Source organism: Actinophytocola sp., assembly GCF_036402745.1.
Lineage (GTDB): Bacteria > Actinomycetota > Actinomycetes > Mycobacteriales > Pseudonocardiaceae > Actinophytocola.
In genome coordinates, this window is sequence record NZ_DASWSJ010000151.1 from 1 (window position 1) to 24,574 (window position 24,574).

20 protein-coding genes are annotated in these 24,574 nt (G+C 72.6%); 15 read left to right on the top strand and 5 right to left on the bottom strand.

The features are described from left to right. Positions 1 to 643: hypothetical protein (locus VGD70_RS14655; protein ID WP_414637966.1), on the top strand; the 643-nt coding region annotated here is incomplete at its 5' end. A 371-nt stretch (positions 644 to 1,014) separates the two neighbouring features. Here the strand turns inward: VGD70_RS14655 and VGD70_RS14660 are convergent. Further along, positions 1,015 to 2,472 carry a PLP-dependent aminotransferase family protein gene (locus VGD70_RS14660; RefSeq protein ID WP_331081995.1) on the bottom strand — a complete coding sequence of 486 codons (1,458 nt, stop codon included), beginning with the start codon at positions 2,470 to 2,472 and terminating at the stop codon, positions 1,015 to 1,017. Between the two features lie 61 nt (positions 2,473 to 2,533). On the opposite strand from VGD70_RS14660, the gene VGD70_RS14665 reads away from it, so the two are divergent. Beyond that, positions 2,534 to 3,163 (top strand): YczE/YyaS/YitT family protein, encoded by a 630-nt coding sequence (locus VGD70_RS14665; RefSeq protein WP_414637967.1) that lies wholly within the window; start codon positions 2,534 to 2,536, stop codon positions 3,161 to 3,163. Next, positions 3,160 to 3,576: a DUF5655 domain-containing protein gene (locus VGD70_RS14670; protein WP_331081996.1), complete on the top strand. Its 417-nt coding sequence runs from the start codon at positions 3,160 to 3,162 to the stop codon at positions 3,574 to 3,576. Before VGD70_RS14665 ends, VGD70_RS14670 begins: the two co-directional genes overlap by 4 nt. Here VGD70_RS14670 and VGD70_RS14675 read toward each other — a convergent pair whose 3' ends face one another. Together VGD70_RS14675 and VGD70_RS14680 are read right to left on the bottom strand one after the other, a co-directional pair. Continuing rightward, positions 3,577 to 4,104, bottom strand: a complete 528-nt coding sequence (locus VGD70_RS14675; RefSeq protein WP_331081997.1) for a Clp protease N-terminal domain-containing protein — start codon at positions 4,102 to 4,104, stop codon at positions 3,577 to 3,579. It abuts the gene before it with no gap. A gap of 1 nt (position 4,105) precedes the next feature. Beyond that, complete coding sequence (locus tag VGD70_RS14680) at positions 4,106 to 4,315, bottom strand: helix-turn-helix domain-containing protein (RefSeq protein WP_331081998.1); 210 nt, start codon at positions 4,313 to 4,315, stop codon at positions 4,106 to 4,108. Between the two features lie 98 nt (positions 4,316 to 4,413). Here VGD70_RS14680 and VGD70_RS14685 point away from each other — a divergent pair, with 98 nt between their 5' ends. Then, a complete protein-coding gene (locus VGD70_RS14685; RefSeq protein ID WP_331081999.1) occupies positions 4,414 to 5,241 on the top strand; it encodes a hypothetical protein in 828 nt (275 codons plus the stop codon). A 144-nt stretch (positions 5,242 to 5,385) separates the two neighbouring features. On the opposite strand, the gene VGD70_RS14690 is transcribed toward VGD70_RS14685, so the two are convergent. Both VGD70_RS14690 and VGD70_RS14695 read right to left on the bottom strand, forming a co-directional pair. Then, positions 5,386 to 5,667 (bottom strand): hypothetical protein, encoded by a 282-nt coding sequence (locus tag VGD70_RS14690; RefSeq protein WP_331082000.1) that lies wholly within the window; start codon positions 5,665 to 5,667, stop codon positions 5,386 to 5,388. 12 nt (positions 5,668 to 5,679) lie between these two features. Continuing rightward, positions 5,680 to 6,984 (bottom strand): UDP-glucose/GDP-mannose dehydrogenase family protein, encoded by a 1,305-nt coding sequence (locus VGD70_RS14695; RefSeq protein ID WP_331082001.1) that lies wholly within the window; start codon positions 6,982 to 6,984, stop codon positions 5,680 to 5,682. Positions 6,985 to 7,302: 318 nt separating this feature from the next. Here VGD70_RS14695 and VGD70_RS14700 point away from each other — a divergent pair, with 318 nt between their 5' ends. The 11 genes from VGD70_RS14700 (at position 7,303) to VGD70_RS14750 (ending at position 24,574) form a co-directional block, all read left to right on the top strand. Then, positions 7,303 to 8,619, top strand: a complete 1,317-nt coding sequence (locus tag VGD70_RS14700; protein ID WP_331082002.1) for a nucleotide sugar dehydrogenase — start codon at positions 7,303 to 7,305, stop codon at positions 8,617 to 8,619. Then, positions 8,609 to 9,808, top strand: a complete 1,200-nt coding sequence (locus VGD70_RS14705; RefSeq protein WP_331082003.1) for a glycosyltransferase family 4 protein — start codon at positions 8,609 to 8,611, stop codon at positions 9,806 to 9,808. Before VGD70_RS14700 ends, VGD70_RS14705 begins: the two co-directional genes overlap by 11 nt. A 137-nt stretch (positions 9,809 to 9,945) precedes the next feature. Further along, entirely contained in the window at positions 9,946 to 11,430 is a 1,485-nt protein-coding gene (locus VGD70_RS14710) for an exopolysaccharide biosynthesis protein (RefSeq protein WP_331082004.1), read from the top strand. Then, positions 11,427 to 13,403 (top strand): Wzz/FepE/Etk N-terminal domain-containing protein, encoded by a 1,977-nt coding sequence (locus tag VGD70_RS14715; RefSeq protein ID WP_331082005.1) that lies wholly within the window; start codon positions 11,427 to 11,429, stop codon positions 13,401 to 13,403. Before VGD70_RS14710 ends, VGD70_RS14715 begins: the two co-directional genes overlap by 4 nt. 19 nt (positions 13,404 to 13,422) lie before the next feature. Next, positions 13,423 to 15,372, top strand: a complete 1,950-nt coding sequence (asnB, locus tag VGD70_RS14720; RefSeq protein WP_331082006.1) for an asparagine synthase (glutamine-hydrolyzing) — start codon at positions 13,423 to 13,425, stop codon at positions 15,370 to 15,372. Positions 15,373 to 15,453: 81 nt separating this feature from the next. Next, positions 15,454 to 17,685: a bi-domain-containing oxidoreductase gene (locus VGD70_RS14725; RefSeq protein ID WP_331082007.1), complete on the top strand. Its 2,232-nt coding sequence runs from the start codon at positions 15,454 to 15,456 to the stop codon at positions 17,683 to 17,685. Further along, positions 17,685 to 19,607 carry an alginate lyase family protein gene (locus VGD70_RS14730; RefSeq protein ID WP_331082040.1) on the top strand — a complete coding sequence of 641 codons (1,923 nt, stop codon included), beginning with the start codon at positions 17,685 to 17,687 and terminating at the stop codon, positions 19,605 to 19,607. The genes VGD70_RS14725 and VGD70_RS14730 overlap by 1 nt, the downstream gene beginning before the upstream one ends. A 20-nt stretch (positions 19,608 to 19,627) precedes the next feature. Next, positions 19,628 to 21,166: a right-handed parallel beta-helix repeat-containing protein gene (locus VGD70_RS14735; protein WP_331082008.1), complete on the top strand. Its 1,539-nt coding sequence runs from the start codon at positions 19,628 to 19,630 to the stop codon at positions 21,164 to 21,166. 21 nt (positions 21,167 to 21,187) lie between these two features. Beyond that, positions 21,188 to 22,051, top strand: coding sequence for a class I SAM-dependent methyltransferase (locus VGD70_RS14740; protein WP_331082009.1), 864 nt, complete (start codon positions 21,188 to 21,190; stop codon positions 22,049 to 22,051). After that, on the top strand, positions 22,045 to 23,292 hold the full coding sequence (locus VGD70_RS14745; RefSeq protein ID WP_414637968.1) for an O-antigen ligase family protein: 1,248 nt from the start codon (positions 22,045 to 22,047) through the stop codon (positions 23,290 to 23,292). Before VGD70_RS14740 ends, VGD70_RS14745 begins: the two co-directional genes overlap by 7 nt. A gap of 76 nt (positions 23,293 to 23,368) precedes the next feature. After that, complete coding sequence (locus VGD70_RS14750; RefSeq protein ID WP_331082010.1) at positions 23,369 to 24,574, top strand: HAD-IIIA family hydrolase; 1,206 nt, start codon at positions 23,369 to 23,371, stop codon at positions 24,572 to 24,574.

A 24,574-nucleotide genomic window follows, 5' to 3' on the forward strand; every position in this document is an offset into this window, starting at 1 on the left:
GCCGGAGCCGGTGACCGGGCCGCAGTCGAGCGGGCTGCTCGGCGGCCTCCTCGGCACCGTCACCAGCACGCTCAACGGGCTCACCCACGTGGTCGTCAACGTCGCCGCCACCGTGCTCGACCACTCGTCGTTCCTGGCGCCGATCGTCCTGCCGCCCATGGGTGGCTCGCTGCCCGACCTGCTGCCCGACCTGCTGCCCGGCCTCGGTGCGCCGGCCGACGTCACCGGCACCCCACGTACCGGGGTCGTCCCGGTCCCGGCCGTCCCGCCGGCCACCCCGGCATTACCGGCGACCATCGGCATCGCGCCGGAGCACACTCCGCGCGCGGCGGAGGGCGCCGTGACCCCGCGGACCACGTCCAGCCGGCCCGGCAGTGCCGCCGACCGAGCCACCGACCGAACCGCCGAGCACGCCGACAAGCCCGGCCCCGATCAGCCGGTCAAGGCCCCCGCCGCCCCCGTGGCGCCGGGCGGAACCTCCGTGTCGTCCGCACACGACAACTCCGGCGGCGCGCGTGGCACCCACGGGATGCTCACCGCGCAGGCCACGCTCCGGCCGTCGGCCGCAGGGTTCACCACCCGCAGCCGCGCGGCGGACGCCACCGGCCGGGTCGCCGGGCTGCCCGCCATCTCGCCCGATTGATCGACCTGGCTCCGCTGGACCCGTCTGCCCTGATCCGCCCGGACTCACCAGTCGCGTAGGCCACCCGGCCCAACCCACTGGCCCGATCGCGTCCCGGCACACCGCCGCGAGACCGATCACGACCACACCTACACAACAGAGCCACCCGACCTGCCGACCGCGCCCGGTCAGGTCGGGGCCTGGCCCCGGCGCCGCGATGCCCCCGCGGCGCCGGGGCTCCCCCTCTGGCAGCTCGACCGGTCGGCACAACGAGGGGCTGTGCCGGCCGCCCCTGCCGAGCAATCCAGAGGCGAACAGTGCGCTGGATGGCCGCATTGGACTAGGCCATCCAGCGCACTGCTTTTTACCCTGTATACCGTCTGCGGCGCTAGTCACGTGACGGGAATCAACCCGTTGTCCGCCATCGGGGCACGACTTTCAGCCACCGAGGCAGCCGCGAGCGCCAGCCGGCGGGCCGCCTCCCGCAGCACGTCAGCCGGTTGGGTGTACGGCAACCGCAGCCATCGCTCCAGCCCGCCGTGCGGGGCGAAGAACGAGCCGGGCGCCACCCGCACCCCGAAGTTCTGGGCCACCGCCGCGATCCGGGTGCTCACCGGCGCGGGCAGCCGGCACCACAGCGACAGCCCGCCGTCGGGCACCCGGAACGACCAGTCCGGGCACTCGGCCCGCACCGCGTCGACGAGCGCGTCCCGCTGCGCGGCGAGCAGCGCGCGGCGGTCGGCGAGGTGCGCCGGCGGTGCGCCCAGCAACTCGGCGAACACGAGCTGCTCGAACACCGGCGAGCCGAGGTCGAGCCCGCGCCGGGCCGCGACGAGCCGGTCGACCAGCTCCGCGGCCGCGCGCACCCAGCCGATCCGCAGCCCGCCCCAGTGCGACTTGCCGGCCGAGCCGGTGGCGAGCACCAGGTCACCGGCGAACGCGCCGAGCGGCGGCGGCGCGGCGGCGCCGGTGAAGTCCAGCTCGACCTGCGTCTCGTCCACGACAACGGGCGTCCTCGCCCGGCGCAGGGCGCTGCCGAGCCGGGCCCGGCCGGCCTCGTCGAGCCGGAAGCCCGTGGGGTTCTGGAAGTCGACGACCAGGTAGGCGAGCCGCGGCCCGGCCTGGCGCAGGGTGGCCTCGACGCCGTCGAGGTCCCAGCCGCCGTCGGTCATCGCCACCGGCACCGGCACGGCGTGCGCGGCGCGGACCGCCTCGATCGCGTTGGGGTAGGTCGGCTGCTCGATCAGCACCCGGTCGCCCGGCCCGACCAGCAGCCGCAACGCCAACGCGAACCCGTGGTGCGCGCCGTTGGTCACGAGCACCTCGTCGGGGCTCGTGGGCAGGCCGCGCTCGGTGTACCGCTCGGCGATGCGGGCGCGGAGCTCGGGCATGCCGTGCTCGTAGTAACCGTGCCCGGCGAGCTCGCCGGCGAGCCGGGGCAGCACGGCCTCGGCCGCCACGGCCATCCCGGGGATCGCGGCCGGCACCGCGCGGGCGAGGTCGATGATCGCGCTCGGCGGGTCGGCGTCGGCGATGACGCCGCCGCCCGTGGCGCCGCGGGGCATCGCGGTCCAGGAGCCGGCGCCGCGCCGGCTGGCCACGAGGCCGTCGGCGCGCAGCCGCTCCCACGCCGAGGCCACCATCGTGCGGCTGACGTCCAGCGCGGTGGCCAGCTCGCGCTCGGGCGGCAGGCCGGTGCCGGCGGGCAGCCGGCCGTCGAGCACGAGCATCCGGATGCCCGCGGCGAGGTCGGCGGCGCCGTGCCGGGAGCCGTGCCGCCGCCACGTGCCGAGCATCTGAGCCAATCTGCGGGCGTTCACCCGTCCACCCACTGGGACAACGGCGCTCATGTGACCAATTCTTTCAGATTGGTCATTGATGTGCGAGCACTTCCGGCCTGAGGATGGCCACGTGGCGAAGATTGACCTACAGACGGTTTCGGTGACGACCCGCCCGCTGCGCCGGCTCCCGCAGCTCGTCGGCGGCCTCGTGCTCTACGGCGCGAGCATGGGCCTGATGGTCCGCGGCGGCCTGGGCCTGGACCCGTGGGACGTGCTGCACGAGGCGCTGTCGCGGCGGACCGGGCTCACGTTCGGGACGGTGACCGCGCTCGTCGGCCTGCTGGTGCTGCTGTGCTGGATCCCGCTGCGGCAGCGGCCGGGCGTCGGCACGGTGGCGAACATCCTGGTGATCGCGGTGGCGGTGGACCTGACGCTGGCGGTGGTCGGCCCGCCCTCGGCGCTGGCCGTGCGGATCGGGTTCATGGTGGCCGGCGTGGTCCTCAACGGCCTGGCCACCGCCGCCTACATCGGCGTGCGCCTGGGCCCCGGCCCGCGCGACGGCCTGATGACCGGCTTCGCGGCCCGCACCCGGCTGTCCATCCGCGTGGTGCGGACCGCGATCGAGGTGACCGTGCTGGCCACCGGCTGGCTGCTCGGCGGGACCGTCGGCATCGGCACCGTGGTCTACGCGCTAGCGATCGGCCCGCTCGCCCAGGCGTTCCTGCCGCTGGTGACCTGGCGGGGCACAATCGAGCGGTGACCGTGTGGACGTGCCCGGAGTGCGACCGGCGGTTCGGACGGCGCAACCAGTCACACGAGTGCGCGCCCGCGATGCCGCTCGAGGACTACTTCGCCACCGGGCCGCCGTTCGAGCGGCCGATCTTCGAGGCGGTGTGGGCGCATCTGGCCACGCTCGGCCCGGTCCACCTCGAGCCGGTGTCGGTCGGCCTGTTCTTCAAGCGGTCGCGGACCTTCGCCGAGCTCCGGCCGATGACCCGGTGGGAGGTGCTGTCGTTCAACCTGTCCCGCTCGGTCGCGGACCCGCGGATCACCCGCCGCATCACCATCTCCGGCAGCCGCGTCTACCACCAGACCAAGCTGCACACCCCGGACGACGTCGACGACCAGGTCCGCGACTGGCTCACCGACGCCTACCTGTCGACCCCGCTGTAGCTAGCTCGCTTCGGCGAGCTTGGCCCGGACCTCGGCGTAGGACAGGCCGTGTGCGGCGAGCACCTGGGCGGCGATCCCCGCGCCGGCGGCCAGGGCGAGCAGCAGGTGCTCGTCGCCGATCTGCCGGTCGCGGCGTTCCCTCGCCTGCTGGAGGGTGTTCGCGAGCAGCGCCTTCGCGTTGCCCGCGAACGGGATCCGCCCGTGCCGGTCGCCGCGCGGGGACGCCAGCGCACCCTCGCCGTGCTCCTGCTCGATCCGCTCGACCACCGCGTCGACGTCGATGCCGAGCGAGCGCAGCGCCTCGGTCTCGGCGTCGGTGAGGCCGGCGCGGCGGCGGGCGGCGGCGAACGCGCCGGTCAGGACCTCGCGGGTGAGCCCAGCCGCCCCCAGGAGGCCGGCCGCACGGCCGTGCGCGAGGAGCGCGAGCAGCAGGTGCTCGTCGGTGATCCGCGGCGCCCGCTCGCGCTGGGCCTCGCGCACCGCGTCGACCACCACGAGCCGCGTGGTCGTCGTGAACCGTTCGAACATGTCAGGACCTCCCGTGCTTCTTGTGCACCGCCTGCCGGCTGACGCCGAGCTCGGCCGCGATCTCCTGCCACGACCAGCCCTTCGCCCGCGCGTTGCGGACCTGTACCGCTTCCAGCCGTTCGAGCAGCGTGCGCAGGGCGGTGACCGCCCGCAGGCCCACCCGCGGATCCCGGTCGCCGGCCGCGCTCGCCAGCTGCGTCGCCTCACTCATGCTGTCAACCTACGTTGACATTGGAAAAAATGTCAACCCAGGTTGACATGATCTCTGGGTACCCTGGGAACCATGATCAAGTACCGGCCGGCGGCCTGATGCCGACCGTCGAGGTCGCCGAGCGCGCGGGCGTCGGGCTGGACGGCAAGGTCCGGCCGAGCGAGGACGTCGTCGCGGTGCTGCCGAACGCCGTCGTGCTGCTGGACGGCGCCACGTCGCTGCGACCCGAGCTGCCGAGCGGCGGCTGGTACGCGAGCAGGCTGGCCGGCCAGCTCACCGGCAGGCTCACGGGCTACCCGGACGCCGACCTCGCCGACCTGCTCGCCGCGTCCATCCGCGCGCTCGCGCGGGAGACCGGGCTCACGCCGGGCGACTCGCCGTCGAGCACGGTGGCCGTGCTGCGCTGGAATGCGTCCACGGTCGAGGGCCTGGTGCTCGCGGACAGCCCGATCGTCGCGGTCACCGACGACGGCCCGCAGGTGCTCGCCGACGACCGGATCGCGAGCCTGCCCCGCCCCGGCAGCTACCGGGAACGGCTGCGCGACGGCGCGGGCTACGGCGACGACCACCTGGCCGCGCTGCGCACGTCGGCCACCGCGGTCGGCAGGCTGCGCAACACCGACGGCGGCTTCTGGGTGGCCGAGGCCGACCCGGACGCGGCCTACGAGGCGCGCCGCGCCAGCTGGCCACGGGCCGAGGTCCGCCAGGTCCTGCTGGCGAGCGACGGCGTGTCCTGCGGGGTCGACGACTACCGGATCTTCCCCGACTGGTCCGCGGTCCTCGCCCTGGCCACCGACCGCGGCGCCGACGCCGTGCTCGACGCCGTCCGCCAGGCGGAGGAGGCCGACCCGCACGGCACCCGCTGGCCCCGCCCCAAACCCCACGACGACCAGGCCCTGGCCGTCATCGACTTCACAACCGACTAGTCCGCCTCCCCGGGATTGACAGTGTGCGTTGCGTCCCGGCGAATGGTGCGGGTATCGAGGTGGATGGTGGCTGGGTGCCGTCACGGTCCCCTGAGGTTCCGGTGGTCGGCGCAGGACTTCACCCGATGATCTACGAGACAGGCCTTAGGCGGGGTCCTCCGGCTCGAGCGGCACGACGTCGTCCAGCGCGACCGAGTACACCCAGCAGCGCGGCGAGCGCCGGCGGGCCCAGTCGACCGCGTCCTGCTCGGACCCGTCGAACTCGGCCAGTACCGACGACCGGCCCTGCCAGACCGCGTGCCACGAACCGTCGCGAAGCCGCATGACCACCACCGAGTCGCGAAACCCCGGGTCCGGTCCGGGTGTCACCGGACCACCCGCCGGCGTGGCCAGGTAGTCGCGGTAACGCGGCGGGCGCTCGGTCACGAGCCGGGCGCCTCAGCGGCGGCCGAGGCCCTCCCACTGGAACCCGGCGCGGCGGACCACGTCCGGGTCGAGGAGGTTGCGGGTGTCGACCACTATCGGGCGGCCGACCACGTCGGCGAGCTTCGTCCAGTCCAGCGACCGGAAGTCCGGCCACTCGGTGAGCACGACCAGCGCCTCGACCCCCTCCGCGGCGACGTACGGGTCGTCGACGAGGGTGATGCCGTCCAGGTCCGCGCGGACCTCGCCCGAGCGCAGCGCCGGGTCGTAGGCCACCAGCGTCGCACCGGCCTGGCGCAGGAGCGCGGCCACCGCGAGGGCGGGCGAGTCACGCAGGTCGTCGGTGCCCGCCTTGAACGTCAGGCCCAGCAGGCCGAGCTTCACCTTCGACAGCGAGCCTCCGCGCTTGCCGGACACGGCCATGCGGACCTTCTCGACCATCCGCTGGCGCTGCCGGTTGTTCGTGTCGATGGTGGCGCGGATCAGCCGGAACTCGAAGTCCGCCGCGTCGGCCAGCTGCAGCATCGCCGAGGTGTCCTTCGGCAGGCACGAGCCACCCCAGCCCGGGCCCGGCTGGAGGAACGCCTGGCCGATGCGCTTGTCGTAGCCCATGCCCTCGGTGACGTCGGAGATGTCCGCGCCGAGGCGGTCGCACAGCTCGGCGATCGCGTTGACGTAGGACAGCTTCATCGCGAGGAAGCAGTTCGCCGCGTACTTGACCAGCTCGGCGCTCGCCGCGTCGGTGAGCACGGTCGGCGCGCCCAGCCGGGCGTAGAGCGCCGCCACCCGCTCGGCCGCGTCCTGCTGGTCGCAGCCGACGACGATCCGGTCCGGGTTCAGGAAGTCGTGCACCGCGGAGCCCTCGCGGAGGAACTCGGGGTTCGACACGACCGCGACGTCCGCGCGGCCGAGCAGCTCGGCGGTGCGCAGCGCGGTGCCGACCGGCACGGTCGACTTGTTGACCACGACGCTGTTGGCCGGCAGCAGCGTGCCGACCTCCTCGATGACCGACTCGACCACGGACAGGTCGGCCACCCCGCCGACGCCCATGGGGGTCGGCACGCACAGGAACACGACCTCGCAGCCCTCGACCGCGGCCGACGCGCCCAGCACGAACGACAGGCGGCCGGCGGCGATGCCTTCCTGCACCAGCTCGGCCAGCCCCGGCTCGAGGATGTCGACCTCACCCTCGCAGAGCCGCTTGACCTTCTCCGCGTCCACGTCCGCGCAGACCACGTGGTGGCCGAGCGAGGCCAGACAGGCGCCGGTGGTGAGCCCGACATAACCCGTGCCGATCACGCCGATCCGTCGTACGAACACCGGGCACTCCCCTCTGTGCGTGCAAGTCCTGACGAAACCTACATGGCGGCTTGACACGCACCGCCCCACGCCCCAGCCGTGGTCACGGTTAGTGATCATCAGATCGGCCCTCACGAGGGACCGTCAACTTTCCGGCCACTCCTCGTAACGGCTCGCGGTGGTCGGCCGACCTACTGAACGAGTCAGGTGCGGAATGGATGTCACCGCACGACAGTCCGGTTCGGGGACCGGGGTTCAGGTTCCGAGATCACACTCCGACGGAGGATGCAGCGTGGTGACATCACGCCTGTTTCGTGCTGCCCGGAAACCGGTGAGCGCATGAAGATCAGTGTCTTTGGCCTCGGGTACGTCGGGTGCGTGTCGGCCGCCTGCCTCGCCGCCCGCGGCAACGAGGTCGTCGGCGTCGACGTCAACCCGACCAAGATCGACCTCATCGCCGGCGGCAACGCCCCGGTGGTCGAGGAGCGCATCGGCGAGCTGACCGCCGAGGTCGTGGCCAGCGGTGCGCTGCGCGCGACCATCGACGTCGCCGCCGCCATCGCGGCCACCGAGGTGTCGCTGATCTGCGTGGGCACCCCGTCCGCGCCCAACGGCAGCCTGTCCACCGCCTACCTGGAGCGGGTGGCCGAGGAGATCGGCACCGCGCTCGCGGACGTGAGCCACCGGCACACGATCGTCTTCCGCAGCACGATGCTTCCGGGCACCTGCCTGGAGCTGCTCGTGCCGATCCTGGAGAAGTCCTCCGGAAAGACCGCGGGCGTCGACTTCGGCGTCGCGGTGAACCCCGAGTTCCTTCGCGAGGGCACGAGCGTCAAGGACTTCTTCGAGCCGCCCAAGACCGTCATCGGCGAGCTGGACACCGCGAGCGGCGACGTCGTGGCGGCGCTGTACGAAGGTCTGCCGGGCGAGGTGTTCCGGGTGCCGATCCCGGTCGCCGAGATCACGAAGTACGCGGACAACTCCTTCCACGCGCTGAAGGTCGGCTTCGCCAACGAGCTCGGCTCGATCTGCGCGGCGCTCGGCCTGGACTCGCACAAGGTCATGGACGTCTTCCTCGCCGACCGCAAGCTCAACGTCAGCCCCGCCTACCTGCGGCCAGGGTTCGCGTTCGGCGGTTCGTGCCTGCCGAAGGACCTGCGCGGCCTCGTCCACGCCGCACACCGGGCGGACGTGTCGGTGCCGATCCTGTCCCACGTGCTGGCCTCCAACGAGGAGCACCTGCGCCGGGCCTTCGAGCTCGTCGCCCGCACCGGCAGGCGCAAAGTTGGCCTGTTCGGCCTGTCGTTCAAGCCCGGCACCGACGACCTGCGCGAGAGCCCGCTGGTCGAGCTCGCCGAGCGGCTCCTGGGCAAGGGCTACGACCTGCGCATCTACGACGCCAACGTGAGCCTGTCCCGGCTGCTCGGCGCGAACCGGGAGTTCATCGAGGCCAAGCTGCCCCACCTCGGCTCGCTGCTCAGCTCCTCGGTCGAGGAGGTCCTCGAGCACGCCGAGGTGATCCTGGTCGGCTGCAAGGACCCGGCCCTGCTGGCCGCGCTGCCACACGACGGTGCCAAGCAGGTCGTCGATCTCGTCCGCATCCCCGACGCCGAGGCGCGCCGGGCCGAGCCGGGGTACGTGGGCCTTGCCTGGTAGAGCGCTGATCCTCGTCGAGAACCTGTCCGTCCCGTTCGACCGCAGGGTGTGGCAGGAGTCCACCACGCTGCGCGACGCGGGGTGGGAGGTGCACGTCATCTGTCCACAAGGGACTAAGCGGGACACCGAGCCGTACGTCGAGCTCGACGGGGTGCGGATCCACCGCTACCCGCTGCGGGCGGCGACCGGCGGCCCCGCCGGCTACCTCAAGGAGTACGGCTCGGCGGTCCGGCACACCTTCCGGCTGGCGCGCGGGATCGTCAAGGACGCCGGCCGGATCGACGTCGTCCACGCGTGCAACCCGCCGGACCTGCTGTTCCTCGTGGCCCGCAGGCTCAAGCGGCAGGGCGCGCGGTTCGTCTTCGACCAGCACGACCTCGTGCCGGAGCTGTACCTGTCCCGGTTCGACCGCGGCCAGGACCTCCTCTACCGCGCGGTGTGCCGGCTCGAGCGGTCCACCTACCGCGCCGCCGACGTCGTGATCTCCACGAACGAGAGCTACCGCGAGGTCGCGCTGACGCGTGGGGGCATGGCGCCGGAGAAGGTGTTCGTCGTCCGCAGCGCGCCCGCGGTCGAGCGGTTCCGGCAGGTCCCGGCCGAGCCGGAGCTCAAGCGGGGCAAGCGACACCTGCTCTGCTACCTCGGCGTGATGGGCCCGCAGGACGGCGTGGACTACGCGCTGCGCTCGCTGGCCGCGCTCCGCGACGAGCAGGGCCGCACCGACTGGCACGCGGTGTTCGTCGGCGCGGGCGACACCTTCGACGAGATGGTCGTGCTGGCCGCCGAGCTGGGCCTGGCCGACCAGGTCGAGTTCACCGGCCGGATCCCGGACGCGGACCTGGTGCGCTACCTGTCCACCGCGGACGTGTGCCTCTCGCCGGACCCGAAGAACCCGCTCAACGACGTGTCGACCATGAACAAGGTCATGGAGTACATGGCGATGGGCAAGCCGATGGTGTCCTTCGAGCTGCGCGAGGCCCGGGTCTCCGCCGCCGGCGCGGCGCTCTACGCACAGGCCAACGACGTGTCCGAGTTCGCCAAGCTCACCGCCCAGTTGCTCGACGATCCGGCCGAGCGGGCCCGGATGGGCGAGCTGGGCAAGGCACGCGTGGAGGGCGAGCTCTCGTGGGCGCACTCCAGCGCGGCGTTACTGCGTGCCTACGCAGCGGCACTCAATGACCGAGTGTGAAGGTTCTCGTTCGCAATTTACTAAGAGTCACCGAGTTTCTGTAACCGAAGCCGATTCCACGGCGACGGGATTCGTGCGGACCGACCCCATGTCAAGCGTCGACACGGGCCGACGTACCTCGAAAGGGGGCCCCCGCTGTGAACGACGACACGGTGCGGCTGTCCATGGTCGGACAGGTCTTCCGTAGGCGATGGCGCTTACTGCTGGTCTTCGCGATCCTCGGCGCCGTCGCCGGGGCCGGCGCCTCGCTCGTGCTCTCGCCCGGCTACGAGACCTCCGCCAACGTCCTTCTCCAGGGCAGCAGGCAGTCCGACGAGCTGCAGACCGAGGCTCGGGTCGCGACCAGCTCGGTCGTGCTCGACAACGCAGCCGAGGCGCTGCGCTGGGGCGGCACCGGGGCTGACCTGGAGAGCTCGGTGACCGCCGCGGTGGCCGACGGCAACGTCATCGCCATCACCGCCGACGCGGACACCCCCGAGCGGGCCCAGCAGCTCGCCGACCGGATGGCCCACGAGTACGTGGCGTTCTCCACCCAGCTCGCGCACGACACCGCGGGCGCCTCCGCGCAGGTCCAGCAGGAGCAGCAGGACGCCCTGCGCGACCAGATCAAGGCGACCAACGACCTGATCACCCAGCTGCACAGCGCCGCCAACGGCACCGGCGTCGAGAGCGTGCAGGCGCGCACCCAGCTCGAGGCGGTGCGCAGCTCGCTCAACGAGGCGATGATCGCGCTCAACGAGTCGGAGAGCTCGTCCAACCGCACTGGCCTGGTCGTGATGGGCCCGGCCGAGCGGCCGGCCGGCGAGGCCTCCCCGACGTTGCTCCAGCTCGTGGTCGGCGGCGCCCTGCTGGCCGTCCTGATCGGCGTGTTCGGCCACCTCTTCGCCGCCCGCTCGGACAAGCGGCTGCACACCGACGCCGAGGTCGGCTCCGCGCTCGGCACGGCGGTGCTGGGCACCGTCACCGTGCCGCACGAGCACCGGGTCGAGGTCCGCACCGAGCACCGGCCGCGCTGGCGCGTGCTGCTGCGCCGGCTCCTGCAGCAGGACGAGCCCTGGCTCGTCGAGCAGCTGCCGGTGGCCGAGAGCGAGCGCGACCAGACCACCCGCTACCGAAGGCTCGCGAGCAGGCTGCGGCGTGGCTCGGGCCCGCCGACGCACGCGATCGTCCTCGTCGCCGACGACGACCCCGAGGCCATCGCCGGTGTCGCCCGGCTCGCGATCACCGCCAGCGTCAACGAGCCGGTCGAGGTGGTGACCGACGTCCCCGCGTTCGCCGAGGCCGTCGCCCAGCTCGACCTCGCCGGCCCGCGACCGGTGATCTGGTCCACCTTCGACCCCCGGCCACCACGCCACCGCACGGTCCTGGAGCTGGTCGAGGTCTCGCCCGCCATGCCGACCGTGCCCGACGTCGACGACGTGACCGGGGTGGTGCTGGTGACCTCCGCCGGCACCCGGACCGCGTGGGAGCTCGTCGGGCTGAGCCAGGCCTGCGCCGACGCCGGGCACCAGGTGCTCGGGGCGGTGCTCGTGCACCGGTCCAGCCCGGCACCGGCCAAGCCGGCCGCGCCGCCTTCTCCCGCGGTGCCCAGCACCGACGACGCGATGGCGGGTATGCCGTGAGCGACAAGACCACGACCGTCCCGAGGTCCGCGTCGGCCGAGCCGCTGCTCGACATCACGCGGATCATGGTGGCCGTCCGCCGCAAGCGCCGCGTGTGGCTCTCCTTCGGCCTGCTCGGCCTGATCGCCGGCGGGCTGGTGGCGGTGTTCCTGCCGCCCGCGCCGACCGCGGTCACCCAGCTGATGGTCGTCCACGAGAACGACCAGCCGTCCGACTCCGGCACGCTCATGCGCACCGACGTCGCCGTGCTGCACACCACCCGGATCGCGGGTGAGGCGCTGAAGAAGCTCGGCGTCCACGAGAGCGCCGAGAACTTCCTCAAGTCCTACGAGGGCACCGGCCTCACCAACAACATGATGGAGATCCAGGTCAAGGGCACGAGCACGCAGGACGCGGTCAAGCGCGCCCAGGCCCTCGCCGACGCGTTCATCGACGACCACGTGCGGCGCACCCAGGACGCGGCCGCGGCCGACGCCAAGGCGCTGATCACCCAGCGCGGCCGGACCCAGGACGAGCTGAACAAGGTCAACGCCGCGATCAACACCGCGGCCGCCAAGATCGCCGCGGCGCTCGAGGACAAGGACGGCGACGGCGTGCCCGACGGGCCGCCCAACGGCGGCGTCAGCGCCACCGAGACCGAGTCGCTCTACGCCCGCCGGGCCGAGCTCACCTCGAAGATCACCGACCTGACCAACCGCGCGGAGCAGGCCGGCATCGGCGCGCCGCGGGTCAAGGCGGGCACCCAGATCGTCGACGCGCCGCGGCCGGTGAAGAGCTCGCTGCTCATGACCGGCGCCACCAACGCCGCGATCGGCTTCGGCCTGGCGCTCGCCGCCGGCATCACGACCGCCATGGTCACCGGCGTCGTGCGGGACCGGCCGGTGATGCGCGCGGACGTCGCCACGAACCTCGGCGCCTCGGTGGTCGCACAGCTGCCGGTCCCGCACCGCGGGCTCGCCAGGCTGTGGCGCGGCTCGAAGGTCGTCCAGGAACGCAGGCGGGTGGCCGCGACGCTCGTGCGGCTGGTCCGCGCCGGCACCGGCTCGGTGTCGGTGCTCGAGCTGGGCTCCAGGCGCATGGCCGCCGCGCTCACCCTCGACGTCGCCAGCGAGCTGGCCAACGACCGCGAGGTCGTCATCGTCGAGGACCCGGCCGGCCGGGTGGTCGCCGACGACCTGCCCGGGCGCCGGCTGGAAGAGGTCATCGGCCGGGCCGACCGGCCCATCCGGATCATCGGCGCCGACGACACCTCGCCGGTCGTCGCGGGCGAGGCCCGCGTCGGCATCGGCTCGGTCGCGCCGGGCACCGCGTGGACCGACCTCACCCACCTGGGCGGGGAGACGCTGCTCGTCGTCCGCACCGGGTTCGCCAACACCGCGTGGCTGCACACCGTGGCCCGCCAGCTCGCCGACGCCCGCATCCCGATCATCGGCGTCGTGCTGGTCGACCCCGACCCCCGGGACCGCTCCGACGGCACCCTCTGGGACGGCCTCCACACCGCTCTGCGCGGCCGCGCGGGCCACGTGCCCGCGGTCAACGGCAGCCAGGTGACGAACGGGACCAGCGTCAACGGCACCAGCGCCAACGGGACCAGCGTCAACGGCACCAGTGGGACGAGCGCCCCGCCGCCCGCCCTGCCGAGCCTCGTGCCCGACGCCGTGCCGGTGGTCGTGCCGGTGGTGGTGCCGGTGGGCACCCGGGCCGACGACACCAACGGCACCAACGGCACCGCGGACCTGCCCACCAAGCGGTTCGCGCCCGTCCAGCCGCACCTGAGGAACGGGCACGGCACCCGGAACGGCACCACGACGGCCCCCGCCGTGAGCACACCGGCCCCGGAGCCCACGCCGGTCGCCAACACCAGCACGAGCACCACCGGCGAGCAGTCGGTGCACGACCTGCCCACCAAGCGGTTCGCGCCGGTGCGGCCCGAGGACGTCGAAGAGCTCCTGCGCCGCAGGAACAAGGGCTGAGAGGGGCCGAAGGAAACTCATGTGCGGCATCGCAGGCGCGTATCTCTGGCCGGACGGCGGTCCGCTGACCGACCGGCTCACCGAGACGCTCGCGCACCGCGGCCCGGACGGGTCCGGCCGCTACACGCACCGGGCCGGCGGCCACACGACGGGCGGCGAGGTCCACTTGGGACACAGACGCCTGTCGATCATCGACCTGTCGGAGACCGGAGCCCAGCCGATGGTCTCCGACGGGCTCGCCATCACCTACAACGGCGAGCTCTACAACGCCCCGGAGCTGCGCGCCGAGCTCGAGGCGGCCGGCGTGCGGTTCCGCGGCACGTCCGACACCGAGGTCGTGCTGGAGGCGTGGCGGCGCTGGGGCACCGACAGCCTGCCGAGGCTGCGCGGCATGTTCGCGTTCGGCATGTTCGACGAGCGCACCGGCGAGCTGACCCTGGTCCGCGACCAGCTCGGCATCAAGCCGCTGTTCCTCGTGCGCCGCGGCGGGTCCGTCGTGTTCGCCTCCGAGCTCAAGGCGCTGGCCGCCGAGCTGGGTGGTCAGCTGCGGGTCGACGACGGCGCGCTCGTCGCGTCGCTGCTCTACTACTGGGTCCCCGACCAGCGGTGCGCGTTCCGCGAGGCCGAGAAGCTGGCGCCGGGCACGTGGCTGCGGCTGCGCCCGGACGGCACCAGCCGGCGCGGCACCTACTGGGACATCAAGAAGGTCGCCGAGGAGGCGCAGCACCTGCCGCCGCTGGACCTCGACGCGGTGATCGCCGAGTCGACCCGCAAGCACCTGCTCGCCGACGTCCCGGTCGCCACGTTCCTCTCCGGCGGCCTCGACTCCAGCTACCTCACCGCGCTCGCCGCCCGCTACCAGCCCGGGATCTCCGCCTACACCATCGGTTTCCGCGCCGAGGACGCCAAGTTCGAGGCGATGCCGGACGACCTGCGCTATGCCCGGGTGGTGGCCGAGAAGTTCGGCGTGGACCTGCACGAGATCGAGATCGCGCCGCGGGTGCTGGACCTGCTGCCGAAGATGACCTACCACCTCGACGAGCCGATCGGCGACCCCGCGGCCATCAACACCTACCTCATCTGCACCGCGGCCCGCGAGGCCGGCGTGAAGGTGATGCTGTCCGGGATGGGTGCCGACGAGCTGTTCGCCGGCTACCGCAAGCATCTCGCGAACCTGCTGGCGCTGCGCTACCAGCGGGTGCCGGGCCTGCTGCGCCGTCCACTCGAGACGGTCGTGGACCGGCTGCCGGTGGCCACCGCGCGCCGCGGCTACCGGTCGGTGCGCTTCGCCAAGCGGTTCCTGTCCTTCGCCGAGCTGCCCGAGGAGACCGCGTTCCGGCGCAGCTACACCATGTACGACCGCGGCGAGCTGCTGAGCCTCGTCAACCCGGACCTCGCGTCCACTGTGGACGACGTGCTGACCGAGCACGCGGACACCTACAACGACAACGCCCTGGCCGACCACGTGAACCGGATGTGCCTGGCCGACGCGCGGTTGTTCCTGCCCGGGCTCAACCTCGCCTACACCGACCGCTCGAGCATGGCCGCGTCCACCGAGGTGCGGGTGCCGTTCGTGGACGTCGAGGTGGTCAAGGCCGCGTTCCGCATCCCGGGCAAGGCCAAGATCGCCGGCCGGCAGGGGAAGGCGGCGCTCAAGGAGGCCGCCAGGTCGATCCTGCCGAAGGAGATCGTCTACCGGCCCAAGGGCCTGTTCAGCGCGCCGCTGCGGGCCTGGATGAGCCGCGACCTCGCCCCGCTGGTGCGCGAGGTCGTCAACGAGGGCCTGCTGGTGCGGTCGGGCCTGCTGCGACGGGAGGCCCTGCAGCGCCTCGTCGACGAGGACGCCGCCGGCCAGCAGGACCGCTCCAAGCACCTGTGGCACGTGCTGACGCTGGAGCACTGGTACCGCGGCGCGACCGCGAACGCGCCGGAGCGAGCCCTCGCCAAACCGAGCCTCGGGGGAACGTGACGCACGCCGGCCACAGGTACGTGGCCGCCAGGACGATCGCCGCACGACGCGACCAAAGGTCTTAGTTCCGGAGAGGCGGAAATGAAGCAGGTAGTGCAGAACTACAAGAGCGGGGAGCTGACCCTGCTCGACGTCCCGGTGCCCGCGGGCAAGCCCGGCGGCGTGCTGGTGCGCACCGCGTTCTCGCTGATCTCCACCGGCACCGAGCTGATGAAGGTGTCCGAGGCCGGCAAGTCGTTGGTGGGCAAGGCGAAGGCGCGGCCGGACCAGGTGGCGAAGGTGATGCAGAGCGTGGCCACCAACGGCCTGGCCGCCACCTACCGCAAGGTCACCAGCAAGCTCGACTCCTACACCCCGCTCGGCTACTCGCTCTGCGGTGTCGTGGTGGAGGTCGGCGCCGGGATCGACGACGTCGCGGTGGGCGACCTCGTGGCCTGCGCGGGCAACGAGCACGCGCTGCACGCCGAGCTGAACTGGGTGCCGAAGAACCTCTACGCCCGGGTGCCCGACGGCGTCGACCCGCGACACGCGGCGTTCGCGACGGTCGGCTCGATCGCCATGCAGGGGGTGCGGCGCGGCGAGCCGCAGCTCGGCGACGTCGCCCTGGTCATCGGCCTCGGGCTCATCGGCCAGCTGGTCGTGCAGCTGCTGGCGGCCTCCGGCGTGCGGGTGCTCGGCGTGGACCCCGACCCCGGCCGCTGCGAGCTGGCCGAGCGGCTCGGCGCGCTGGTGTGCGCGCATCCCGGCTCGGGCGTGGTGGACGCGGCGGTCGGCGAGATCACCGGCGGGCACGGCGTCGACCAGGTGTACCTGGCGGCGGGCGGCAGCACGAACGAGCCGGTGGAGCTGGCCGCGAAGCTGTCCCGGGACCGCGGCACGGTCGTCGACATCGGCAAGTGCTCGCTGAACCTGCCGTGGAACGCCTACTACGAGAAGGAGCTTGACGTCCGGTTCTCCCGCTCCTACGGCCCCGGCCGCTACGACCCGTCCTACGAGCTGGAGGGCCGGGACTACCCGATCGGCTACGTGCGCTGGACCGAGCGCCGCAACCTGGAGTGCTTCCTCGACCTCGCCGCCCGCGGCCTGGTCGACGTCGAGCCGCTGATCTCGCACGTGGCCGACTTCGCCGACGCCACCGGGACCTACGCGGCGCTGGGCGGTGGCGAGCTGAAGGCCGTCGCGGTGCTGTTCCGCTACCCGGACGCCGGCCCGGACGCCGCCGCCGAGCCCGTCGTGCTCACGGTTCCCGTCGCCGCCGACGGCTCGGTGCCCCGCGCGAAGTGGCAGCGCCGCGTCGGGCCGGTGCGGGTGGGCTTCGTCGGCGCTGGCAACTACGCCTCGTCGATGCTGCTGCCGCACCTGGTGGAGCGCGAGGACGTCGCGCTGCGCCACGTCGTCACCACCACGGCGCTGTCGGCGGCGAACGCGCGGCGCAAGTTCGGCTTCGCCGCGGCGTCGACGGACCTGGACTCGGTGCTGGACAACGACGACATCGACGCGGTGTTCGTGGTGACCCGGCACAGCTCGCACGCCGAGCTGACCGCGCGGGCCCTGCGGGCCGGCAAGGCCGTGTTCGTCGAGAAGCCGCTGGCGCTGTCCGAGGCCGAGGTGGGCGTCGTGCTGGACGCCATCGCCGAGTCCGGCAACGACCGGCTGCAGGTCGGCTTCAACCGCCGGTTCGCGCCGCTGCTGCGCCAGGCCAAGCACCAGTTCGGCACCCGGGTCGGCCCGGCGTCGGTGCGCTACCTGGTCAACGCGGGCAAGCTCGACCACGGCTCCTGGTACAACCAGGCCGGCAGCGAGGGCTCCCGGTTCGCCGGCGAGGGCGGCCACTTCGTCGACACGGTCAGCTGGCTGCTCGACGGCGACCCCACGTCGGTCTACGCGGCAGCCACCCCCGGCCAGGACGACCTGCAGATCGTGCTGCGCTACCCGGACGGCTCGACCGCCACGATCACCTACGCCACCACCGGCGCGCCCGGCTTCCCGAAGGAGACGCTCGACCTCGTCGCGGACAAGAAGGTGCTGCGGCTGGACGACTTCGTGCGCGCGTCGGTGTTCGCCCGCAAGCGCTGGGCCACCCCGCGGCTGCCGCGCGGGCGGGACAAGGGGCAGCGCGCCGAGCTGGACGCCTTCCTCGCCGCAGTGGCCGGCGGCGGCCCGATGCCGGTCCCGGTCGACTCGCTCGTCGCGACCACGCTCGCGACGCTGGCCGTGCAGACCAGCCTGAACACCGGCGCGCCGGTGCGGCTGGAGCTGCCGGCGGCCGCTCCGGCCACGAACGGCTCTGCGTCGAACGGCGTACCGAGATGATGTCGCCCGGCTGGTATCTGCGCAGGCTGTCCCGGATGGGACCGCACGAGGTCGCCGGCCGCGCGGGGGACGTGCTGCGCAAGCGCCGCTGGCGCAAGGAGCTCACCGACCCGGCGACCGCGACCTGGCTGCCGCGCCGGGAGTTCGCCCAGGTGCCCGCGCTGCCGGAGGTGCCGGCGGACGCGGTGAAGCGGCTCGTCGAGACGGCCGACCGGTACCTGGAGGGCCGGGCCGAGTTCTTCGGCGTGGCCCGCGAGGACCTGGTGGCGCCGGACTGGTCGGCCGACCCGCGCACCGGCCGGCGCGCACCAGAGGACGTCTACTCGTTCGACATCGCCTACCGCAGCGAGGACGCGGTCGGCGACATCAAGCAGATCTGGGAGCCGTCGCGCCACCAGCACCTGACCGTGCTGGCCGCGGCGTACGCGCTGACCGGCGACGAGCGGTACGCCACGAGGGTCGCCGAGCACCTGCGGTCGTGGTGGGCGGCGAACCCGCCGATGCGCGGCGTGCACTGGGTCAGCGGGATCGAGCTGGGCATCCGGCTGCTGTCGTGGGTGTGGGTGCGCCGGCTGCTCGACGGCTGGGCGGAGGCGCCCGGGCTGTTCGAGGACAACCCCGAGGCGCTGGCGCAGATCTGGCACCACCAGCGCTGGCTCGCCGCGTTCGAAAGCCGCGGCTCGTCGGCGAACAACCACGTGATCGCCGAGGCCGCGGGCCAGCTCGCGGCCGCGAGCGCGTTCCCGTGGTTCCCGCAGTCCACCGGCTGGCGGGCCGGCGCCATGCGCCTGCTCGACGAGCAGCTGCGGCGCAACACGTTCGGCTCCGGGCTCAACCGCGAGCTGGCCACCGAGTACCACGGCCTGGTCCTGGAGCTGGGGCTCGCGGGCGCGCTCGAGGCGCGGGCGGCCGGGGTGGCGGTGCCCGAGTCGACCTGGCTGGTGCTGCTGGGCATGTGCGACGCGCTGGCCGCGATCGTCGACACCACGCTGCACCCGCCGCGCCAGGGCGACGCCGACGACGGCCACGGGCTGGTGCTCGACGGTGCCGGCACGCACCGCTGGGCCTCGCTGCTCGCCACCGGCGACGCGGTGTTCGGCCGCCTCGACTGGTGGCCAGGAGTCACCGGGACCGACGTCCGCACCCCGCTGCTCGCCGCCCTCGCCGGCCGCCTCGACGTGACCGCGGTCCGGCCGGCGCAGCGCCCGGGGCACCTCGCCGACGCCGGGCTCACGATCCTGCGTGCCACCGACGACACCGGCGAGATCTGGTGCCGCTGCGACGGCGGCCCGCACGGGTTCCTGTCGATCGCCGCGCACGCACACGCCGACGCGCTGTCGCTGGAGGTCCGGCACGACGGCGTGGACGTCCTCGCCGACCCCGGCACCTACTGCTACCACGGGCAGCCGCGGTGGCGCTCGTACTTCCGGTCCACGCTCGGGCACAACACGCTCGAGCTGGACGGCAAGGACCAGTCCACGAGCGGCGGGCCGTTCCTGTGGACCCGCCACGCGCACACCGAGGTGATCCTCGCGCGGGCCGCGCGGTGGAGCGCCGAGCACGACGGCTACGGCGCGACGCACCGGCGCTCGGTGGACCTCGACGGCCGGGCCCGCGAGCTGCGGGTGACCGACGAGGTGCACGGGCACGGCGAGCACGCCGGCCGGCTCGCGTTCCACCTGGGCCCCGAGATCGAGGTCGAACTGGCCGGCAGCACGGCACACCTGAGCTGGCCCGGCCACACGGCCACGCTCCAGCTTCCCGCGCGCCTGGACTGGTCCGCGCACCGCGGCGAGACCAGCCCTCCGCTGGGGTGGTACTCGCCCGGCTTCGGCCGCCGCGAGCCCGCCTGGACGGTGCTCGGCAGCGGTCCCGTCCGAGGCGGCGACACCCTGCTCACCCTGCTTCGCTTCGATCGTTAGCGGTACCTGGAGGTTCTACTGTGGACACTCGGCAATGGACCCGCGCCCGGCGCGCGGTGTTGCTGTGCGCACTGTCGCCGTTGCTGTTCGCGTGCACCTCCACCCCGGCGGGCAACGGCGCGACCGACCTCAACGGGTTCACCAGCAAGGCACCGACCGGCGCGGTGGCCGCCGTGTGCGGGCACACCAAACCCGGCCCGAAGGCCGCGCCCGCGGGCGCGATCACGGTCGACCCCGGCGTCGACAACGACCTCGCCACCAAGACCGAGGCGAGCCCGGCCGGCAGCACGTTCTGGCTGTCGCCCGGCAAGCACACGCTCACCGAGGACGAGTACGGCTCGGTGGCCCCCAAGGACGGCGACACCTACCTCGGCGCCCCCGGCGCGACCCTCGACGGCCGCGGCAAGAACCGCTACGCGTTCGTGTTCACCTCGTCGAACGTGACGATCAGGGGCCTCACCATCCGCGGCTTCGTGCCGCCCGCCAACGAGGGCGTGGTCAACCACGACTCCGGGGACGGCTGGGTCATCGAGGACAACACGATCGAGGAGAACGGCGGCGCGGGCATGATGGCCGGCGCCCGCCAGCAGGTGCGCGGCAACTGCGTGCGCGACAACGGCCAGTACGGGATGAACGCCTACAAGGACGGCGACACGATCACCGGCCTGGTCGTCGAGGGCAACGAGATCGTCGGCAACAACACCGACGACTGGGAGACCAAGGTCGAGGGCTGCGGCTGCACCGGCGGGGTCAAGTTCTGGCACGTCAACGGGGCCGACGTCCGCGGCAACTGGGTGCACGACAACCGCGGGGCGGGCCTGTGGGCCGACACCAACAACAACGACTTCGTCATCGAGGGCAACCTCATCGAGGACAACGACGCCTCGGCGATCTTCTACGAGACCAGCTACAACGCGGTCATCAGGGACAACACGCTGCGGCGCAACAACTGGGTGGAGGGCAAGGACTTCGCGAGCCGGGGCGACCCCTTCCCGTCCGCGTCGATCTACATCTCCGAGGCCGGCGGCGAGCCGAGGGTCAAGGCTCGCACCGACAAGATCGAGATCTCCGGCAACAACCTCGAGGACAACTGGTCGGGGATCACGTTGTGGGAGAACGCGGACCGCTTCTGCAACAGCGCGGCCAACACCTCCACCGGCATCTGCACCCGGGTGGTGGACAAGACCTCGAAGTGCGCCCAGCCGGCCATCGCGGACAAGCCCCTCTACGACGACTGCCGGTGGCGCACCCAGCGGGTGGACATCCACGACAACCGGTTCGCGTTCGACCCGAAGGCGATGGGCTGCACGTCCCCGATGTGCGCGCGGATGGCGGTCATCTCCAACGTCGGCACCTACCCGGACTGGTCGCCCTACCTCGACGACGTGATCCAGAACGCGATCACCTTCGAGCAGGACAACCACTGGCACGCCAACGTCTACTTAGGACCGTGGAAGTTCATGCCGTTCGACACCCAGACGACGCTGGACTCGGCCGACTGGCAGGACGACCCGTACAACCAGGACCAGGACAGCACCTTCACCCTCGCAGGCGGGTGAGCGGTGGCGACAAGGAGCAGCATGAACGAGACCGACGTCCAGTCGTTCTGGAACGCGCACCCGTGCGGCGACCACATCGTCGGCGGCCTGCACGGCGCGTTCGCCGACGACTACGAGAGCTTCTTCGCCTCCTACGACGCGTGGCGCTACCGGCAGGAGGGCCACATCCCCGCCTGCCTGGACCGCACGGACTGGCGGGACAAGAAGGTGCTCGAGATCGGGCTCGGCCAGGGCGCGGAGTCCGAGCAGCTGATCCGCCGCGGCGCCCGCTGGTCCGGCCTCGACCTCACGAGCGAGTCGGTGGACCGGGTCCGGGCCCGGCTGACCATCCGCGACCTGCCGCACGACGGCCTGCGCCAGGGCAGCGCGCTGGACATCCCCTGGCCGGACAACACGTTCGACGTCGTGTTCAGCCACGGCGTGCTGCACCACATCCCGGACATCCTCGGCGCGCAGGCGCAGATCCACCGGGTGCTCAAGCCCGGCGGCACGCTCGTCGCGATGCTCTATGCCCGCTCCTCGCTGAACTACCAGGTGAGCATCCGGCTCGTGCGCCGGGCGACGCTCGCGGCGGCCTACCCGCTGCGGCGCACCAGGCTGGCCCGCTCCTCGCCGATGCTGCGCCAGCACCTGGACAACGCCGAGCGGGTGGGGCTGCGCGAGTACCTCAAGCTCGACAACTTCACCCACCGCAGCACCGACGGGCCGCTCAACCCGTTCGCCCGGGTGTACTCCAACCGCGAGGTGGCCCGGGACTTCCGCGACTTCGAGCTGCTCGAGTCCTACCAGCGCTACCTGCACGCCCCGCCGCTGCCGGTGCACGGCCTGGGCAGCGGCAGCCGGCTCGGCTGGCACCTGTGGGTGCGCCTGCGAGCCAGATCGTGAGCGTCACCGAGCAGCCGGCGGCGCCGGCCGAGTCCACCCGCCCGGAGCCCGAGCGGGTGCCCAAGCTCGTCGGCGCCGCGTGGGTGCTGATGCTCGTCAACACGCTCGGTTCCCAGGGGCCGCAGACGATCCTGCCCATCCCGCGGCCGCTGATCCAGATGATCACGATGGGCGCGGTGGGCGCCGCGTTCGTCCTCGCGCTCGTGGTCAACCCGCGGGTCCAGCTGCGGCCGAGCGCGTACCTGCTGATGCTGACCGTGCTCGTCGTGGTCAGCTTCGCCAGCAGCGGCCAGCTCACCGGCGGGTTGGGCTCGCTGTTCCGCAGCTTCCGGTTCGCGTTGTTCGTCACCACGCTGTGGCTGCTCACCCGCTGGTGGGGCAACGGCATGGTGTTCGTGCGACATCACGTCCGCTTCCTGGGCGCGGTGCTCGCCACGGTGGCCGTCGGTCTCGTCGTCGCGCCCGGGCTCGCCCGGCCGTCGCTCTACGACGGGCGGCTCGTCGGCGTGATCTGGCCGCTCACCGCGCCGCAGGTCGGCCAGTACGGGGCCATCGTCGCGGGCCTGGTGGTGATGCTGTGGCTGAGCAAGCTCACCGACGGGCGCAGCGTCGCGCTCATCGCCGGGCCGGCGGTCGTGCTGCTGCTCCTGAGCCACACCAGGACCGCCACCCTCGGCCTCGTCGTCGGGCTCCTGGTCGCCGGGCTGTCGCTGTTCCTCACCAACGCCCGCGCCCGGCGCGCGTTCGCCTGGGGCACGATCGTCGTCGGCGTCGTCGCGGTCGGGTTCGCCTCCGCCGTCCAGACCTGGGTCCTGCGGGGCCAGGACACGGAGAACTTCGCCAACCTCACCGGCCGGCAGAAGACGTGGAACGCGCTGCTGGACCAGCCGCGGTCGCTGATGCAGGAGGTGTTCGGCCTCGGCCTGACCAACAAGTCCTTCAACGGTCTGCCGATCGACAGCAGCTGGCTGTCGGTCTACTACGAGCAGGGCCTGGTCGGGGTGGCGCTCGTGGCGCTGTTCCTGCTCACCCTCGTGGTCATCGCCGCGCTGCGGCCACCGTCCCCGGCGCGTGCGTGCGCGGTGTTCCTGATCGTGTACTGCCTGGTGTCCTCCTACACCGAGTCCGGGCTCGGCGACGCCTCCCCGTACCTGCTGCACCTGGCGATCGCGGCCGCGCTGCTGACCAGACGCGCGCCGGCCGAATCCGAATTAGACCGTCCACAAAGGATCCCAAGATGACCGCGGCGCACCGCATCGTAACGGCGACCGCGATCCCGACGACCTTCAGACGGGGAGTGCGAGAGGTGGTCCAACCGTGACCCAGGCAGGTGTTCTTCTCGACCGGGACGGCACGATCATCGTCGACCACGGTTACGTCGGCTCGGTCGACCGGGTCGAGTTCATCGACGGCTCGATCGAGGCCATCGCCGCGCTCAACGCGGCGGGGATCCCGGTCGCCGTCGTCACCAACCAGGCGGGCGTCGCGCGGGGCCACTACGGCATCGAGGACGTCCAGCAGGTCCACAAGCACATGATCGCCGAGCTCGCCCGGCACGGCGCGTACGTCGACCTGTGGCTGTTCTGCCCGTACCACCCGGACGGCACCGTGGAGGCGTTCGCGCGCACCAGCGCCGACCGCAAGCCCGGCCCCGGCATGGCGCTGGCCGCGGCCCAGAACCTCGACCTCGACCTGTCCGTGTCGTGGGTGGTCGGCGACCGGATAACCGACCTCGGCATGGCCCGCGCGGTGGGCGCGCGGCCGCTGTTCGTCGGCCCCGCCACCAGCCCGGACCCGGACGTCACGTCGTTCCCGGACCTCGCGAGCGCCGTCGAGTTCATCCTCGCCGAGTTCATCCTCGCCGAGGCCGCCGAGGTCTCCGGCGGCCGGCGCGCCGAGCGGGTGAAGTTCCCCGCCCACCGCTTCGACGAGGCCGACGCGTACGGCGGCGCCTACGTCGCCGAGCTCGCCCGCACGTTCGCCACCGTCGACCTCGCCGACATCCGGCGCGCCGCCGACGTGCTGACCCAGGCCTACACCCGCGACGCGGTCGTCTTCTCCTGCGGCAACGGCGGTTCCGCGTCGATCGCGAACCACCTGCAGTGCGACCACGTGAAGGGCATCCGCAACGGCACCGACCTCACCCCGCGCGTGGTCAGCCTCAGCACCAACGTCGAGCTGCTCACCGCGATCGCCAACGACCTCAGCTACGACTCGGTCTTCGAGTACCAGCTGCAGTCCCAGGCGCGGCCGGGCGACGTGCTGATCGCGGTGTCCTCCTCGGGCCGCTCGCCCAACATCCTGCGCGCGCTGGAGTGGGCCCGGGCCCACGGCATGCAGACCATCGCGCTGACCGGGTTCGACGGTGGCGCGGCCCGGCGGGCCGCCGCGGTCGCCGTCCACGTCGACTCGGGCAACTACGGCGTCATCGAGGACGCCCACCAGGCCTGCATGCACCTCCTCGCCCAGTACGTCCGACAGTCACGGATGAGTCCAGATGCCGTCGCAGCAACCACGTTCTGA

Bases quoted from the DNA above. Each gene is read 5' to 3' on its own strand.
- VGD70_RS14660 (WP_331081995.1), bottom strand. From the start codon at position 2,472: ATGAGCGCCGTTGTCCCAGTGGGTGGACGGGTGAACGCCCGCAGATTG.
- VGD70_RS14675 (WP_331081997.1), bottom strand. From the start codon at position 4,104: ATGTTCGAACGGTTCACGACGACCACGCGGCTCGTGGTGGTCGACGCG.
- VGD70_RS14680 (WP_331081998.1), bottom strand. From the start codon at position 4,315: ATGAGTGAGGCGACGCAGCTGGCGAGCGCGGCCGGCGACCGGGATCCG.
- VGD70_RS14685 (WP_331081999.1), top strand. From the start codon at position 4,414: ATGCCGACCGTCGAGGTCGCCGAGCGCGCGGGCGTCGGGCTGGACGGC.
- VGD70_RS14700 (WP_331082002.1), top strand. From the start codon at position 7,303: ATGAAGATCAGTGTCTTTGGCCTCGGGTACGTCGGGTGCGTGTCGGCC.
- asnB (WP_331082006.1), top strand. From the start codon at position 13,423: ATGTGCGGCATCGCAGGCGCGTATCTCTGGCCGGACGGCGGTCCGCTG.
- VGD70_RS14725 (WP_331082007.1), top strand. From the start codon at position 15,454: ATGAAGCAGGTAGTGCAGAACTACAAGAGCGGGGAGCTGACCCTGCTC.
- VGD70_RS14730 (WP_331082040.1), top strand. From the start codon at position 17,685: ATGTCGCCCGGCTGGTATCTGCGCAGGCTGTCCCGGATGGGACCGCAC.
- VGD70_RS14740 (WP_331082009.1), top strand. From the start codon at position 21,188: ATGAACGAGACCGACGTCCAGTCGTTCTGGAACGCGCACCCGTGCGGC.